This window comes from Listeria aquatica (genome assembly GCF_014223975.1).
GTDB lineage: Bacteria > Bacillota > Bacilli > Lactobacillales > Listeriaceae > Listeria > Listeria aquatica.
Genome location: NZ_JAARRM010000001.1, coordinates 190,135 through 204,249, shown reverse-complemented (window position 1 = coordinate 204,249; position 14,115 = coordinate 190,135). Strand labels below are relative to the sequence as shown.

Here is a 14,115-nt window from a genome sequence, read left to right as displayed (position 1 = left end):
AAAAACTAGCAAATTTTACTTTTCTTGATCGTTTTACCTATAGATTTTCCGTTTTTCTGTTTCAAATTCCTGAAATGCGTTGCACAAACAAGAAAAGCGCTTACATTATCAAATATATTCTTCTATGATAAAAGAGTAATACAAACCGATGAAGTGAGGGATGATCATGAAACATAAACACTTAGACGCATTTCCAAATGATTTTTTATGGGGGAGTGCTTCTGCTGCTTACCAAATTGAAGGTGCTTATAAGACAGACGGAAAAGGAGCATCTGTCTGGGATACCTTTGTAAAAAAACCTGGTACAACTTTCCAAAATACTACTGGCGACATCGCGGTTGACCATTATCACCGCTACCTAGAAGATGTCGCACTAATGGCTGAACAAGGCTTAAAAGCATACCGCTTCTCCGTATCTTGGTCGCGGATTTTCCCAAATGGTAAAGGCGAAATCAATCAAGCAGGACTAGATTTTTACAATTCGCTAATTGATGAACTCATAAAGCATCAAATCGAACCCATTGTTACGATCTATCACTGGGACTTACCACAAGCTTTGCAAGAGGAATACGGTGGATTCGAATCTCGAGAAATCATTCAAGATTTCACCAACTACGCGAAAGTGCTGTTTGAAGCTTTTTCGGATCGTGTGAAATACTGGATTTCTTTAAACGAACAAAATGTTTTCATCACACACGGCTACCTTCTTGCCCTTCATCCACCGAAAGTGAAAAACTTAAAGCGTATGCTACAGGCTAATCATATCGCGAACCTCGCGAACGCATCTGTGATTGCTGCATTTCATGATGGGAATTACCCGGGTCAAATCGGGCCGAGTTTTAATTTCAGTCCCATCTATGCTTTAGATGCCGATCCTGAAAATGTGCTCGCTAAAATAGATACCGAAGAGCTGATGGATTATTTTTGGTTAGATGTATATGCAAAAGGTCACTATCCTCGAACTGTCTTAAAACAATTTGTGACACTTGGTGTCATGAAAGAACCAAGCGAAGCGGACAACAAGCTTTTAGCACGAGGAAAACCAGATTTTATTGGACTGAATTATTATCAATCTGCCACCGTCACAAAAAGTGATACAATGACCCTTTCTGCCCAAGATATGCAAATGAACCATTCCGGGAAAAAAGGAACGAGTCGCTCCATTACCATTCCTTCTGTCAGTGCGTTCACAAAAAACCCTTACCTCAAGCAAACGAACTGGGACTGGACGATCGATCCAATCGGCATTCGCACAGCCCTTCGCACAATAGAAAGCCGCTATGCATTACCAGTCTTAATTACTGAAAACGGCCTTGGCGAATACGATCACTTTGAAAACGGGGAAATCCACGATCCTTATCGCATTGAATATTTGAAACAACATTTAAAAGAAGTTCAAGCGGCAATAACCGATGGCGTACAAGTTTTAGGCTATTGTTCGTGGAGCTTCACAGATTTACTCAGTTGGTTAAATGGCTACCAGAAGCGTTACGGCTTTGTTTATGTCGACCGCGATGAAACCTCTCAAAAAACCCTGAATCGCTACAAAAAAGATAGTTTTTACTGGTACCAAGAAGTAATCGCTACAAACGGTGCCAGTTTAACAAAAAAGGAGAATAACTGATGGAAAAACTCGAACGTTTCTTAAACAAATTTATCGGCCCTATAGCAGCCCGAATGAACCGCAGCAAATTTTTCAGCGCGCTTGCAGAAGCCTTCATGCGCACAACGCCCATCACACTGGGCGTTGCGCTCCTGATGATTATCGGGAACTTCCCGATTCCCGCTTGGATTGAATTGCTCAAAAATATCGGCCTAACCGCACATTTTAATGCGGCACTTGGAGCAACGATCAACTTGCTTTCCGTATATGTCGTCTTTAACTTTGCTTACATCTACGCTAAAAAAGATGGCCACGATCCAATGCCAGCAGGATTACTTGCTATAGCAGCATTTTTCCTTTTAATGCCCCAAGCAATCAAAACTTACATTTTAGGAGAAAACATCACGAAGTTCCCGGCAGAAGCCTTAATTAAATCAAGCTCTAACGTAGAAGCTTTCCAAATGATCTATACAGGCGGTTCTGGACTTTTCGTTGCCATTTTAGTTGGCTATCTCGTAGGCTTACTTTATTCCTATCTCATCAAGAAAAACATTACCATCAAAATGCCCGATTCCGTTCCAACAAACGTATCCGAATCCTTAAGTCCCGCGATTTTGTCCGGTATCATCTTAGTTATTTTCTTCATCATTCGCGTACTATTTTCCTACACACCGTTTGAAAATATCTTCGCGTTCATCACGATGCTCGTTCAAGCGCCACTACAGCACTTGACCGCGTCTCCCATCGCGATCATTCTCATTTTTACAATCGCTAACTTGCTTTGGTTTTTTGGTATCCATCCAAACATGGTTTACGGAGTCGTCATGCCAACACTTACAGCGAATATGACAGCCAACATGGTCGCTTTTCAACACCATCAAGAACTGCCTTACCTTGCTATGGCCGTTGTCTCTTACGTCTGCGGAAATGGTTTTGGTGGGCAAGGCGCGACTTATGGACTCGTTATTTCTATGTTCCGTGCGAAATCAGCGCGCTACAAGCAACTTTTCAAACTAGCGGGGCCACCTGTCATTTTCAACATTAACGAACCACTGATTTTCGGAATGCCACTAATGCTAAATCCATTTTTCTTCATTCCAATGGTCATCTCACCTGCCCTAATGGGAGGAATTGCTTGGGGTATGATGTCATTCCTTGATTTTTCGAAGTATAACCCACTGATTGCCATGCCATTTACGACCCCCGCTCCTATTGTAATGTTCCTAAAAGGCGGGCTCCCGTATCTACTTGTTTTCATCGTTCTACTTATTGTCAATGTCCTAACTTGGTACCCTTTCTTTCGAATGGCTGATAAAAAAGAATACCACCAAGAAGCCATTCTCGAACAAGAAAAAGCAGCAGAAAATTAATTTTCTGCTGCTTGCAAGTTGTAACAATAAGCCACTAAATATTCGATCAATGCGACAACAGGAACTTGTGAAGATAAGTCAAATTGATAAGGCAGACGTTGTTTTTCTGTGTAGTAGCACAAATTAATCGAGGACAACTTCGCTAGCAAATTATCGCTCGAATTTGTCACACTAATAATCAACTTATCATAAGATTTAAGAAGCTGCGCAAGTTCTACCATTTCACGTGTTTCACCGGAACTTGAGAAAAGCAAGACCACATTGCCACTTTCCTTAGCTTCTTGCTTTAAAAATGGTGCATAGGGTTCATTAGACGAAAGTGCCTTAAGACCAATCATATTGAGCTTTCGCGCAGCATATTCGGCCATAATTCCTGAAGAACCCATGCCAATGCAACAAATCCAATTCGCCGTGCGAAACACCTCACCGACTTGTTTGATTTGCTCATTAATATCGGCTTCAAACACTTGGTCGACAAAAATCTGCTCCAAGAAAATCCGATTTGTCATACTCGTTTCAATAATGCTTTCCACTTCATTTCGAATATAAATTTGAAAATCATGAAACGAGAGAAAACCACATTTTTTCACAAAACGTGTTACAGTGGAGGGTGAACAAGGAATTTTAGCCGCAATTTCCCGAGCAGAGAGTTGAAAAATTTGCTCCGGATTTTTAAAAATAAAGGCGCGCAACGCTTCATCCGAATCCGATAACTGGTGTACCATTGAAATTTTTTCTAACATTGCTATCTTCTCCTGTCAAAATCATTGCATTCATTATATCAAAAAGCCACAAGAAGTCCAGATAATGTGAAGGAGGAAAAATAATGTCCAATATTCTTGTTTTCGATGTTGGCGGCACTTTCGTGAAATACGCACTCGTTCAAAACGGGAAACTCGGAAATGTTAACAAATTCAAAACCCCAAAACTCAAAGAACAATTTCGGCAAGAAATGGTAGAAATCCTTCATAACGTGCCCTGTGCACTTTCCGGTGTCTCCATTTCCATGCCGGGCGTGATCAACCCTGAAACCGGCTTTGCCCTTCATGGTGGTTCCTTGCAGTTCATCCATAAAGAAAATCTACTAGAGCTCTTCAACTCCTATTTTGATTTACCAGTAGCTGTCCACAACGACGCCAAAGCCGCAATCATCGGCGAAATGAACGAAGGCCAACTTAAGAACATCCAAAATGGGGCAATGTTCGTCCTTGGAACAGGCGTCGGTGGTAGCATTATGCTAAATCGAAAAGTCCTATCCGGCACACACCAATCCGCAGGCGAACTTTCATTACTCAAAACGAGCACCGATTTAGAAAAAGCCGATTTTCTCGTCACCCGAAATGGTATCCAGGCTTTGCTTCGTCCTTTTGCCGAAGCTAAACAACTCGATCTAAAACAACTATCTGGAGAACTTTTCTTCGAAGCCTTGCAAAATGGCGACCCGGATGCCATCTCAGTCATGCAGCGTTTCACAGATGCTCTTGCTGTTCAAATCTGGAACCTTCAAGCCACTCTTGATCTTGACAAAATCGTCATCGGTGGAGGCATCAGCTCTCAGCCACTTCTGCTTGATTACATACAAGCTAGCCTAAAAAAACTCATTTTACCTCTTTCCCATCTGGGTGATACCATACTTGAAACGATCCAACCCTGTGTTGAACTAAGTAGCCTCGGAAATAACGCCAACCTGCTAGGCGCTTATTATCATTTCAAAGTCACCCATTCCAAATGAAAAAGCGAGCCGTTAAAAGAACTTTTAACGGCTCGCTTTTAGTTTTCTTTCAGGAAATCCAACAAGTTTTCAAACAACACTTCCCGGTCCTTATCCTGACAGAGCAAGTGCCCTGCTTCTTCCATGACGAATAACCGCTTCGGCCCTGGAATAGTCTCCATCAAATAGTCGACGCTTTGCTTCGCAGAAATCACAGCGTCCATCCCACCCTGAGCAATAAAAGTCGGAATCTCAAGATGAGCAAGTGCAGGCTTAGCTTGCATGACCATCTTAGCAAACTGCGCTTTCGACTGACTCGGAACATCCGTGAAGCGTTTAAAATAGCGACTAAAAACCGAACTATTCTTGAGCTTTCGATCCTTCACTTCAACGAACAGTTGCCCCTTATTATCCACTAGGTTAGGCCAGTCCAGATAATGAACTGAGGTGCTAAGAAGAGCAAGCTTTTTCACCTCTGGATGATGTCTTGCGAGCCAACCAGCAAGCAAGCCGCCCATCGAAAACCCAATTAAATAAACTTCCTCGTCTTCTTTTAGGAGCTGTGTCAAAATACTTTCCATGAAAACAATCCAGTCCTGATAAGTCGCATTTCGTAAATGATACGGCTTATCGTGGCCAGGAAGCGTCGGTGTCAGTACATCCCAATCGGTATGCTTTTTTAAGTAATCCGCAAGCGGCTTCAATTCATCCGGCGTTCCCATATAACCGTGAATACACAAACATGCAACCATTTTGATTGTCAACTCCTGTTTTCATCGTAAAATCATCTTACCCTATCATAAGTTTTTCTACGACATCTTTCAAGCCCATTCCATAAGAACCTTTAAAAAGTACCCATTCGTCCCCTGTCACTGCTTGAAGCAAAGCTTTCTCAAGTTCATCCTTCGAAGTAAAATAATGGACATGATCCGCACCTATTCGTTTGCTAGCAGCTTCCGCAAAAGCCTGCATCTTTTCCCCATACGCAAAAACTTCATCTAGCTTTTTCGCTTCAATCACTTCGCCCGATTCACGGTGAAATTTCTCCGCATCTTTTCCAAGTTCCAACATATCCGCTACAACCGCTATTTTGCGCTTTCCATCTGCTTCCATATTCATAAAGGTTTTAAGCACAGCCTTTAAAGCAGTTGGACTCGAATTGTAGGAATCATTCAAGATTTTCGTTCCACGAGGCGATTCAAGCCACTCTAGTCGACTTTTAGATCGTTCCATCCCATTTAAAGCGGTTTTCGCTGTTGCTGAATCAATGTCGAGCTTGCGCGCAACGAGTAACGCAGCCATTGTGTTGAATACATTGTGTTCCCCAATAATAGGCACGTAAAGAGAAGTTTCTGGGTCCAAATTCGTAGTGAACCTCGTTCCTTCCGTTTCCGTAGCAATAGTAAGCGGGTAGATGTCCGCCGTATGTTCCCGTCCAAAAGTTTCCGTTTGAACGTTTTTAGGTAAATTTTGCTTGATTAACGTCTCTTCATGCGGATAAATCAAAAGCCCTTCTTGTTTTAATCCAAGAATGATCTCAAGTTTTGCTTTTGCGATTTCTTCTCGTGAACCGAGATATTCGATGTGCGCTTCGCCTATATTTGTAATGATTGCAATATCTGGACAAGCAATTTGAGTTAGCTTTTCAATTTCGTTACGATGATTCATTCCCATTTCTAAGATCGCGACTTCCGTATCTTCTGGCATTGTCAAAATCGTATAAGGCAAGCCAATGTGGTTATTAAAGTTTCCGCTTGTTGCATGGACTTTATAGCGACTTTCCATAATCGCCCGTGTGATATCTTTGGTTGTTGTTTTACCATTGCTCCCTGTAATCGCGACTACTTTTGGTGCGACTTCCGCAAGATATTTTTTGGCAAATCGTTCAAAAGCATCCGAAGTATTTTCAACCAGTAACAGCGGCACATCTGCTGGCGGATTTGGCACATCCATTTGCCAAAAACTTGCCGCAGCACCTGCTTTAACTGCTTCGCGCACAAAGGAATGTCCATCTCTCGTTTCCCCAACAAATGGAACAAACAAATCTCCTTGCTTCATTTGACGAGTATCAAAGCAGACCCCTGTCACTTTCGTTTCATTAAATTGAGCTTGATTTAATTGCGCATTGATTAAAGTCGCAATCTCCAAAAGCGTTTTTTTCATTTCGCCCCAACTTTCCTTCTTGAAAAAAGCAGTTTGAATAAATTCAAACTACTTTTTCTGGTTTTAATTAATCGTCTAAACGGTATTTCAACTGGTTCTTCGCTTCATGACGTTCTAGACCAAGTTCCACTAACTGTTCAATCAGCTGACTATAAGAAATGCCACTTGCTTGCCAGAGTAGCGGATACATGCTTACAGGCGTAAATCCTGGCATCGTATTCACTTCATTTAAGAAGATTTCATCTTGTTCTGTTACAAAGAAATCGGCGCGGACAAGACCACTTGCATCAAGTCCAAGAAAAGCTTGAATCGCATATTCTTTCAGCTTATTTTCCACTTCTTCGCTGACTTCTGCTGGAATCACGAGTGTTGTATCATTATCTTGATATTTCGCTTTATAATCATAAAAAACAGCCTTTGAACCCTTCGGTAAAATTTCGCCAGGAACGGAACAAGCGGGCGTATCGTTTCCAAGTACCGCCATTTCAATTTCACGAGCGACCACTCCTTGTTCCACAACGACGCGGCGGTCATATAGGAAAGCTTCGTCCATCGCTTGATAAAGTTCATCTCGATTTTCTGCTTTGCTAATTCCAACGCTTGAACCAAGATTCGCAGGTTTCACAAACATCGGATAAATAAGTGCTTCTTCCATATCCGCAACCATTTCATCACGGAAATTTTTCCAATCGATTGAACGAACAGCGACAGCTGGAAGTTGCGGGATCCCTGCATCAGCAAAAACTTTTTTCATCACAATTTTATCCATCGCAGCCGCTGAAGCAAGCACGCCGTTTCCAACGTAAGGAAGATTCAAGACTTCAAGAAGTCCTTGCACAGTGCCGTCTTCCCCATTTGGTCCATGGAGCAGCGGAAACACCACTGTATTCTCTTGCTCTTCTGTTACATCAGCCGGACTGATCAAAAATCCTGAGGAAACTTCGTCTTCTTTTTCCGCTAAACGCAGCTGTTCTTCAGGCGAGAAACGCAATTGATCCGAAAAATCTAATTGATGCGTAATCTCTGGGCCCTGAATCCAGTCACCGTCATTGGTTATGTATACAGGTAGCGCTTCGAATTTATTTAAATCAAGTGCATTAATGACAGAAAGTGCCGTTTGCAACGATACTTCATGTTCGGCCGATTTTCCGCCATAAAGTAAAATTAACTTTGTTTTCATGGTATCCCTCCGGATTCTTTTCTGTAGTCTATTTTACCACGTTTCTGTTAGATTAAAAGCAATTTCTTAAAAATGGCACGAAGCAAATGCTTTCAGCTTCCAATCAAAAAAGCAGCAAAAACTTTTGAAGTGGACAATTCGTTCCATTCAAAAATTTTTGCTGCTTCGCTTCTATGCTCCTGCAGATAGTTTTAATCCAATAACCCCAGCGATGATCATAGCAATAAAGAAAATTTTCATAACACTTTTCTTTTCTTTAAAGAGAAGCATCCCCATGATAACACTTCCGACTGCCCCGATTCCTGTCCAAATCGCGTAGCCTGTTCCAATCGGAATTGTCTTTAACGCGTGGGAAAGCAAGAAGAAACTTCCACACATGAAAAGAATCGTTAAAACCGAGAACCAAAGTTTTTTAAAGCCTTGTGAAAGCTTCATGGTAACAACAAAACACATCTCACAAAGACCCGCAATCACTAAATAGATCCATGCCATTATTTTTCTCCTTCCTTTCCGCCGCCATCATCGACAAGTTTGAGCCCAATAATCCCTGAGATCAAAACGACTAATGAAATGATTTTAAATAGTCCCGCTGGTTCGTTTAAGAAAAGAATACCAACGACCGCCGTTCCAGCAGCACCAATCCCTGTGAATACTGCATAAGCTGTCCCAATAGGAATCGTTCGCATCGCTAAGGCGAATAAACCGAAACTAACAATCAAAAAGGCAATTGTAAGCAAACTGAAATCTAATTTTGTAAATCCATGTGATTCTTTAAGTCCAAAAGCCCAGACGATTTCAGAGAGTCCGGCTAAAACTAAATAAAACCATTGCATAACTATCTTCTCCTTTAATTTAAAAGTAAAACCAAGGCTTCAAAAGCTGATTTTCTACGTTTTTCAAATTCCTCTAAGTCGTAAAGTTCATGTTCCACACCAAGGCCATCTAAGAAAGCATAAAAAACTCGAATCCAGCGTGTTTTTTTGGCTTCATCGTGTGTAACTTCATCTAACAATACTGCGATTTTTTCAAAAGCTTGTGTTTCATATCTCGCTAATTCCTCTTTCATCTTGTCTTTCAAGGAAACAGGTGGATAATAAACGGATCGCTGGAAAAAGCGCCGCACTTCTGGGTCTCGCTCAAAGTCAGTTGCTGCATAAAAAAAAGCTTTGAGATACTCCTCAGCTGTCGCATAATTTTCTCGCTTTTCCGCTTTAACATTGGCTAGCTCTTCGTGCATAACTTCCCGGTAAATCGTTAAATAAAGTTCTTCTTTAGATTCAAAGTGTGCATAAATCGAAGGTGTCTTAATTCCTGCTCTTTTGGCAATTTCAGAAAGAGCTGTTCCATCGTAGCCTTTTTCTGAAAAAAGTGTTAGGGCCGCTTTTTTCAGCGTTTCTTTGGACATCTCGATTCCTCCTCATTCAAATTAACTAACGTTCGTTAGTTATAATATAACAAAAAAGCAACTAAAGGTAAAGTAGTTTGTTTCCTTAAAATTAGATGACACGTATAAAATTGTCTTTCGCTTCACTTCTGTATATAATTTAAAATGGAGATACAGCATAAGTTCACTTCGGATTTTACCAATGATAAGTAGAGGTGTAAAAAGTGATCGAAAAAACAAATGTGTATCATGAAGCGATTATTCCTACTATGAATTTTCCTTTCAAAATTTTTATTTTTAACACTAAAAGTTCAGACCGGCTGATTCCGCCTCATTGGCATGCTAGTGTAGAACTTTTATTTTGTTTATCTGGAAAGTTAGAAGTGCAGTTTCCAAACAAACGCTTCTCTTTATCCGAACAAGATGTTTTATTCATCAATTCAAATATTATTCACTCCTCACGAAGTCCACTCCCTGGAAAATGCTTAGCAATTCAAATTCCCCTTGATTTTTTGGCAGATGCAACGGAAAACCAGTACGGCAATCGGTTTCTATACAAATTGACTCCGCAGAATGCAACTCCTGAACTTAAGGTAATACTTATGCGGATCAAAAAACAACTGTCAAAAGAAAATTTGTGGGACCGGCTGACGACAAAAGCAAGTGTTTACGAGCTCATTGCTGAACTGACCAAGAACTTTTGCGTGCCGCTTGCAGGTATTAAGGAGATTGAGTCGGCCAAGCACCTCCCTAAGTTAAAAAAAGTGAATGATTATCTTGCGACTCACCATAAGGAACGACTCTCTCTTACATCTGTAGCTGAACATTTCAACTATAATCCTTCTTATTTTTCGCGTTTTTATAAAAAGTTTATGGGCGTTTCTTTTAGCGATTATTTAAGCTCGATTCGTTTGCTCGAAGCTTATTCGAAGTTAAGAGATACCGACCATACGATTCTTGAAATTGCGCTTGATAGCGGTTTTTCGACTGTCAAATCTTTTTATAATGCCTTTACCAAACATTACGGCACCTCCCCTCAGCAATATCGGAAGCAATACTTTAAAAGGTAAAATTTTTTCCGATTTCTTGTCAAAAAACGGCACGAAATGAAAACGCTATCTTCTATATAATAAAGCTATAATAAGTTCAAACAGGGGGTTTAGTAATGAAAGAGAAAATCATCCAATTTTTTAACAAAATCAATCCGTGGTTTGATAAAATGGGGAGCAATGCTTATCTACAAGCGATTTCTGGTGCTATGATGTCGACACTCGGTCCCATTTTTATCGGTTCGATCGCAGTTTTAATTACTGTTTTAATGAATATGGTGCCTTCCCTTAAAAAATTAACGCAAGTGACTGAGTTGCTCGGTAAAGTAAACACCGTCACTATTGGAGCGATGGCAATTTATATCGTTGTCCTTATGGCCTATCATCTAGTACGTCGTCTCGACCGGGATGAAGATCCGATCTCAGCGGGAATTATCGCATTGATGAGCTTTCTACTAATCACACCGATTGGTCAAACCGTAGATAAAGCTTCTGCCATTCCGTCCACTTGGCTCGGCGCGCAAGGTGTGTTTTCTGCACTTATCATCGGGATTGTTAGCGCCCGGCTTTATTTACTCATTAAACGTAAAGGGTGGACCATTAAAATGCCAGCGGGTGTTCCGCCGATGGTCACTCGGATGTTTGAATCCCTTATTCCGACCATTCTAATTGGACTACTGTTTATCATTATTGACTTTTTATTTGGTTTAACAAGCTTTGGTAGCATGCATCAATTCGTTTACTCGATTATTCAGGAACCCTTGAAAGGAATTGGAGGCACAATTGGTGCTGTAATTCTTTTAAGTTTAATTCAACAAATTTTATGGTTTTTTGGAATCCATGGGACGAATGTTATATTACCGCTTGTAACGCCACTTTGGCTGTCTATGGATGTAGAAAATTTAAATGCCATCCAAGCAGGGCAAGTTCCTCCAAATATCGTTGGTTTAGCCTTTTTCAACATTATTACTTTCGGTGGTATGGCGCTCGGCCTCATTTTATTAATGCTAAGAGCTAAAAGTAAGCAATATCGTGAAGTAGGAAAGATTGCGCTTATACCGGGTTTGTTTGGAATCACAGAGCCTGTTATCTTCGGGACACCGCTTGTTCTTAATTTCAATTTAGCGATTCCCTTTATTACTAATAATACGATCGCACTTCTTTTGGCTTATGTGCTTACAAAATGGCATATTGTAGCCCAATTCACCGGTGTACAAGCAATTTTTGGATTACCACTTGGTTTTCATGCTGCCGTTCAGGGAAGCCTTTCAATTATCATTTTACAGTTATTCATTCAGTTAATTCTGTCTCCTATTCTCTGGTATCCATGGTTTAAACGGCTAGATAACAAAACTTATGAGCAAGAATTGGCGGCTACAAACGAGGGGGAAAAGTAAATGAATGAAGCAGATTTGAAAAAGTTATTAAAAGATTTAACGTGGCAAGAAAAAGTTGGTCAGCTCATTCAACTGTCAGGGGATTTCTTTAGTAGTGAGGAAGCGCTAGCCGTTGGGCCTAAGCAAAAATTAGGAATTACGCAAGAGACGGTTGATTTAGCTGGATCTGTTCTTAATGTTGCCGGAGCAAAGAAGACAAGGGAGATTCAAGAAAAGTGGCTTCAAAAAAGCAGACATAAAATCCCTCTTCTCTTTATGGCGGATATCGTCTACGGTTACCGGACGGTTTTCCCTATCCCCCTTGGGCTTGGCGCGACTTGGAATCCTGATCTAATCAAGCAAGCTTACCGGGTGACGGCTGCTGAAGCAAAAGCTTCTGGCGTTCATGTGACTTTTGCACCGATGGTCGATCTTGTTAGAGATGCCAGATGGGGGAGGTGCCTAGAGTCAACGGGTGAAGACACTACACTTAATGCGGCTTTTGCGCGCGCAATGGTTACGGGATTGCAACATGTGGAGTTAGGAAAAATCACTGGAATTGCGGCTTGCGTCAAACATTTTGCTGCATACGGAGCGGCGGAAGGTGGCCGGGAATACAACACCGTTGATATGTCAGAGCGGCGCCTTCGAGAAGACTATTTACCAGGATATAAGGCGGCAGTCGAGGCGGGAAGCGAGCTCGTGATGACTTCTTTTAATACTTATGACGGGATTCCTGTAACGGGAAACGAATTTTTACTTAAACAAATCTTGCGAGATGAGTGGGGCTTTGATGGCGTGATTATCTCGGATTATGCTGCGGTACTAGAACTTGTAGCACACGGGATTGCGGCTGATGAAAAGGAAGCCACACTTCTGGCTATGAATGCAACAAATGATATTGATATGAAAACGGGATGCTACGCAAAGCAGCTTGAGCCACTTGTTAGGGAAGGAAAGCTTGATTCTAAACGGATTGATGATGCGGTATGGCGTGTTTTGAAATTGAAAAATAAACTGGGGCTGTTTGAAGACCCTTACCGCGGGGCATCTAGCGAGCGGGAGCAGAAGATGCTTTTAACGGAAGAAAATCGAAATTTGGCGTATCAAGTTGCTGCCCAGTCGATCGTCTTATTAGAAAATAAAAACCACACCCTCCCTCTTGCTAAAAATCATCAAAAGATTTTACTTGTCGGTCCTTATGGCGATAATCAAAATTTAATCGGCTTGTGGGCGATTCACGGGAACACAAGCGACGTCATAACGATTAAGGAGGCTATCAGTCAGCATGTTTCTAGCGAACAATTTCACTATACTGCGGGATGTGAGATGTTGTCAGATTACCGTTTTCTCGGTGAGTTTGGGGGAAGTAAAGACCAGCTTATGCGAATGCCTCAAGCAAAAAGAGAGCAAGCGCTAGCGGAAGCACTTCGACAAGGAGAGAAGGCAGATGTGATTATTTATGCGATGGGTGAGCACACTATGCAAAGCGGTGAAGCTGGCAGCAGAGCGGATATTACTTTGCCGGATGTGCAAAAAGAGTTTATTCAGGAAATGCTTGCACTTGGGAAAACAAACATTTTAATTACGATCAGTGGGCGGCCGCTTGTTTTAACGGAAGAAGCTAAGCAGATGGACGCTATTTTACAAGCCTGGTTTCCTGGCACTGAAGGAGGACGTGTTCTTGCTGATATTTTGTTTGGCAAAATAAGCCCATCTGGGCGCTTAAGTATGAGTTTTCCTTATTCAGTCGGGCAATTGCCTATTTATTATAATGGCTTCCAAACAGGACGGCCGCTCAACAGTAAAACGCACTCGGGACGCTTTGTTTCCAAATACTTAGATAGTCCGAACGCGCCGCTTTATCCATTTGGATATGGTTTAAGTTATAGTGACGTGGAGCTTTCAGATTTAGCGTTAGATGACGTGGAAATGACCGAAAAATTGCAGATAAGTGTCCAAGTTAAAAATCATTCTTCGCGTTCAGTGCTTGAGACGGTTCAACTTTATATCCAAGATATCGTCGGGTCTGTCGTTCGCCCTAATCGGGAATTGAAAAAATTTAAGAAAATCCACTTGGAAGCTCAGGAATCATCAACTGTCCATTTTACATTAACTCGGGAAGATCTCTATTATTATACGAAAAATATGGACTTTTCAGTGGAAGCTGGAGATTTCAACGTATTTGTTGGACGAAATTCACGTGATACACTTCAAGCTTCATTTACACTAAAATAAAAAAAGAGCCTGTGCAGATCAAGTTTTCATTGATTTGCATA

The 14,115-nt window shown here is 41.3% G+C and carries 13 protein-coding genes; 6 read left to right on the top strand and 7 right to left on the bottom strand.

Going from position 1 to position 14,115, the window contains the following annotated elements:
- Window positions 1-166 precede the first annotated feature (166 nt).
- Window positions 167-1,624, top strand: coding sequence for a glycoside hydrolase family 1 protein (locus HB912_RS01015; protein WP_185371821.1), 1,458 nt, complete (start codon window positions 167-169; stop codon window positions 1,622-1,624).
- Window positions 1,624-2,973, top strand: coding sequence for a PTS sugar transporter subunit IIC (locus tag HB912_RS01010; RefSeq protein ID WP_185371820.1), 1,350 nt, complete (start codon window positions 1,624-1,626; stop codon window positions 2,971-2,973). The genes HB912_RS01015 and HB912_RS01010 overlap by 1 nt, the downstream gene beginning before the upstream one ends.
- Here the strand turns inward: HB912_RS01010 and HB912_RS01005 are convergent.
- Window positions 2,970-3,716: a MurR/RpiR family transcriptional regulator gene (locus HB912_RS01005; protein ID WP_185371819.1), complete on the bottom strand. Its 747-nt coding sequence runs from the start codon at window positions 3,714-3,716 to the stop codon at window positions 2,970-2,972. The two genes, HB912_RS01010 and HB912_RS01005, sit on opposite strands and share 4 nt — an antisense overlap.
- An 83-nt stretch (window positions 3,717-3,799) precedes the next feature.
- Between HB912_RS01005 and HB912_RS01000 the strand changes: the two genes are divergently transcribed.
- The gene (locus HB912_RS01000; protein WP_185371818.1) at window positions 3,800-4,705 is read left to right on the top strand and encodes an ROK family protein; all 906 of its coding nucleotides are present in this window, start codon (window positions 3,800-3,802) and stop codon (window positions 4,703-4,705) included.
- A 38-nt stretch (window positions 4,706-4,743) separates the two neighbouring features.
- On the opposite strand, the gene HB912_RS00995 is transcribed toward HB912_RS01000, so the two are convergent.
- From HB912_RS00995 to HB912_RS00970, 6 genes are all read right to left on the bottom strand, one after another.
- Window positions 4,744-5,436 (bottom strand): alpha/beta hydrolase, encoded by a 693-nt coding sequence (locus HB912_RS00995; RefSeq protein ID WP_185371817.1) that lies wholly within the window; start codon window positions 5,434-5,436, stop codon window positions 4,744-4,746.
- Window positions 5,437-5,473: 37 nt separating this feature from the next.
- Window positions 5,474-6,847 carry a UDP-N-acetylmuramoyl-tripeptide--D-alanyl-D-alanine ligase gene (locus tag HB912_RS00990; protein WP_185371816.1) on the bottom strand — a complete coding sequence of 458 codons (1,374 nt, stop codon included), beginning with the start codon at window positions 6,845-6,847 and terminating at the stop codon, window positions 5,474-5,476.
- A gap of 67 nt (window positions 6,848-6,914) precedes the next feature.
- Entirely contained in the window at window positions 6,915-8,027 is a 1,113-nt protein-coding gene (locus HB912_RS00985; protein ID WP_185371815.1) for a D-alanine--D-alanine ligase, read from the bottom strand.
- Between the two features lie 171 nt (window positions 8,028-8,198).
- Complete coding sequence (locus HB912_RS00980) at window positions 8,199-8,519, bottom strand: DMT family transporter (protein ID WP_036072484.1); 321 nt, start codon at window positions 8,517-8,519, stop codon at window positions 8,199-8,201.
- A complete protein-coding gene (locus HB912_RS00975; protein ID WP_036072481.1) occupies window positions 8,519-8,860 on the bottom strand; it encodes a DMT family transporter in 342 nt (113 codons plus the stop codon). Before HB912_RS00975 ends, HB912_RS00980 begins: the two co-directional genes overlap by 1 nt.
- A gap of 14 nt (window positions 8,861-8,874) precedes the next feature.
- Window positions 8,875-9,432 (bottom strand): TetR/AcrR family transcriptional regulator, encoded by a 558-nt coding sequence (locus HB912_RS00970; protein WP_185371814.1) that lies wholly within the window; start codon window positions 9,430-9,432, stop codon window positions 8,875-8,877.
- Between the two features lie 203 nt (window positions 9,433-9,635).
- On the opposite strand from HB912_RS00970, the gene HB912_RS00965 reads away from it, so the two are divergent.
- The 3 genes from HB912_RS00965 to bglX all read left to right on the top strand — a co-directional run bounded on the left by HB912_RS00965 (window position 9,636) and on the right by bglX (window position 14,074).
- Complete coding sequence (locus HB912_RS00965; protein WP_221635590.1) at window positions 9,636-10,481, top strand: AraC family transcriptional regulator; 846 nt, start codon at window positions 9,636-9,638, stop codon at window positions 10,479-10,481.
- Window positions 10,482-10,576: 95 nt separating this feature from the next.
- Entirely contained in the window at window positions 10,577-11,857 is a 1,281-nt protein-coding gene (locus tag HB912_RS00960) for a PTS sugar transporter subunit IIC (protein WP_185371813.1), read from the top strand.
- The gene (gene bglX, locus HB912_RS00955; RefSeq protein WP_185371812.1) at window positions 11,858-14,074 is read left to right on the top strand and encodes a beta-glucosidase BglX; all 2,217 of its coding nucleotides are present in this window, start codon (window positions 11,858-11,860) and stop codon (window positions 14,072-14,074) included.
- The last annotated feature ends 41 nt before the right edge of the window (window positions 14,075-14,115 follow it).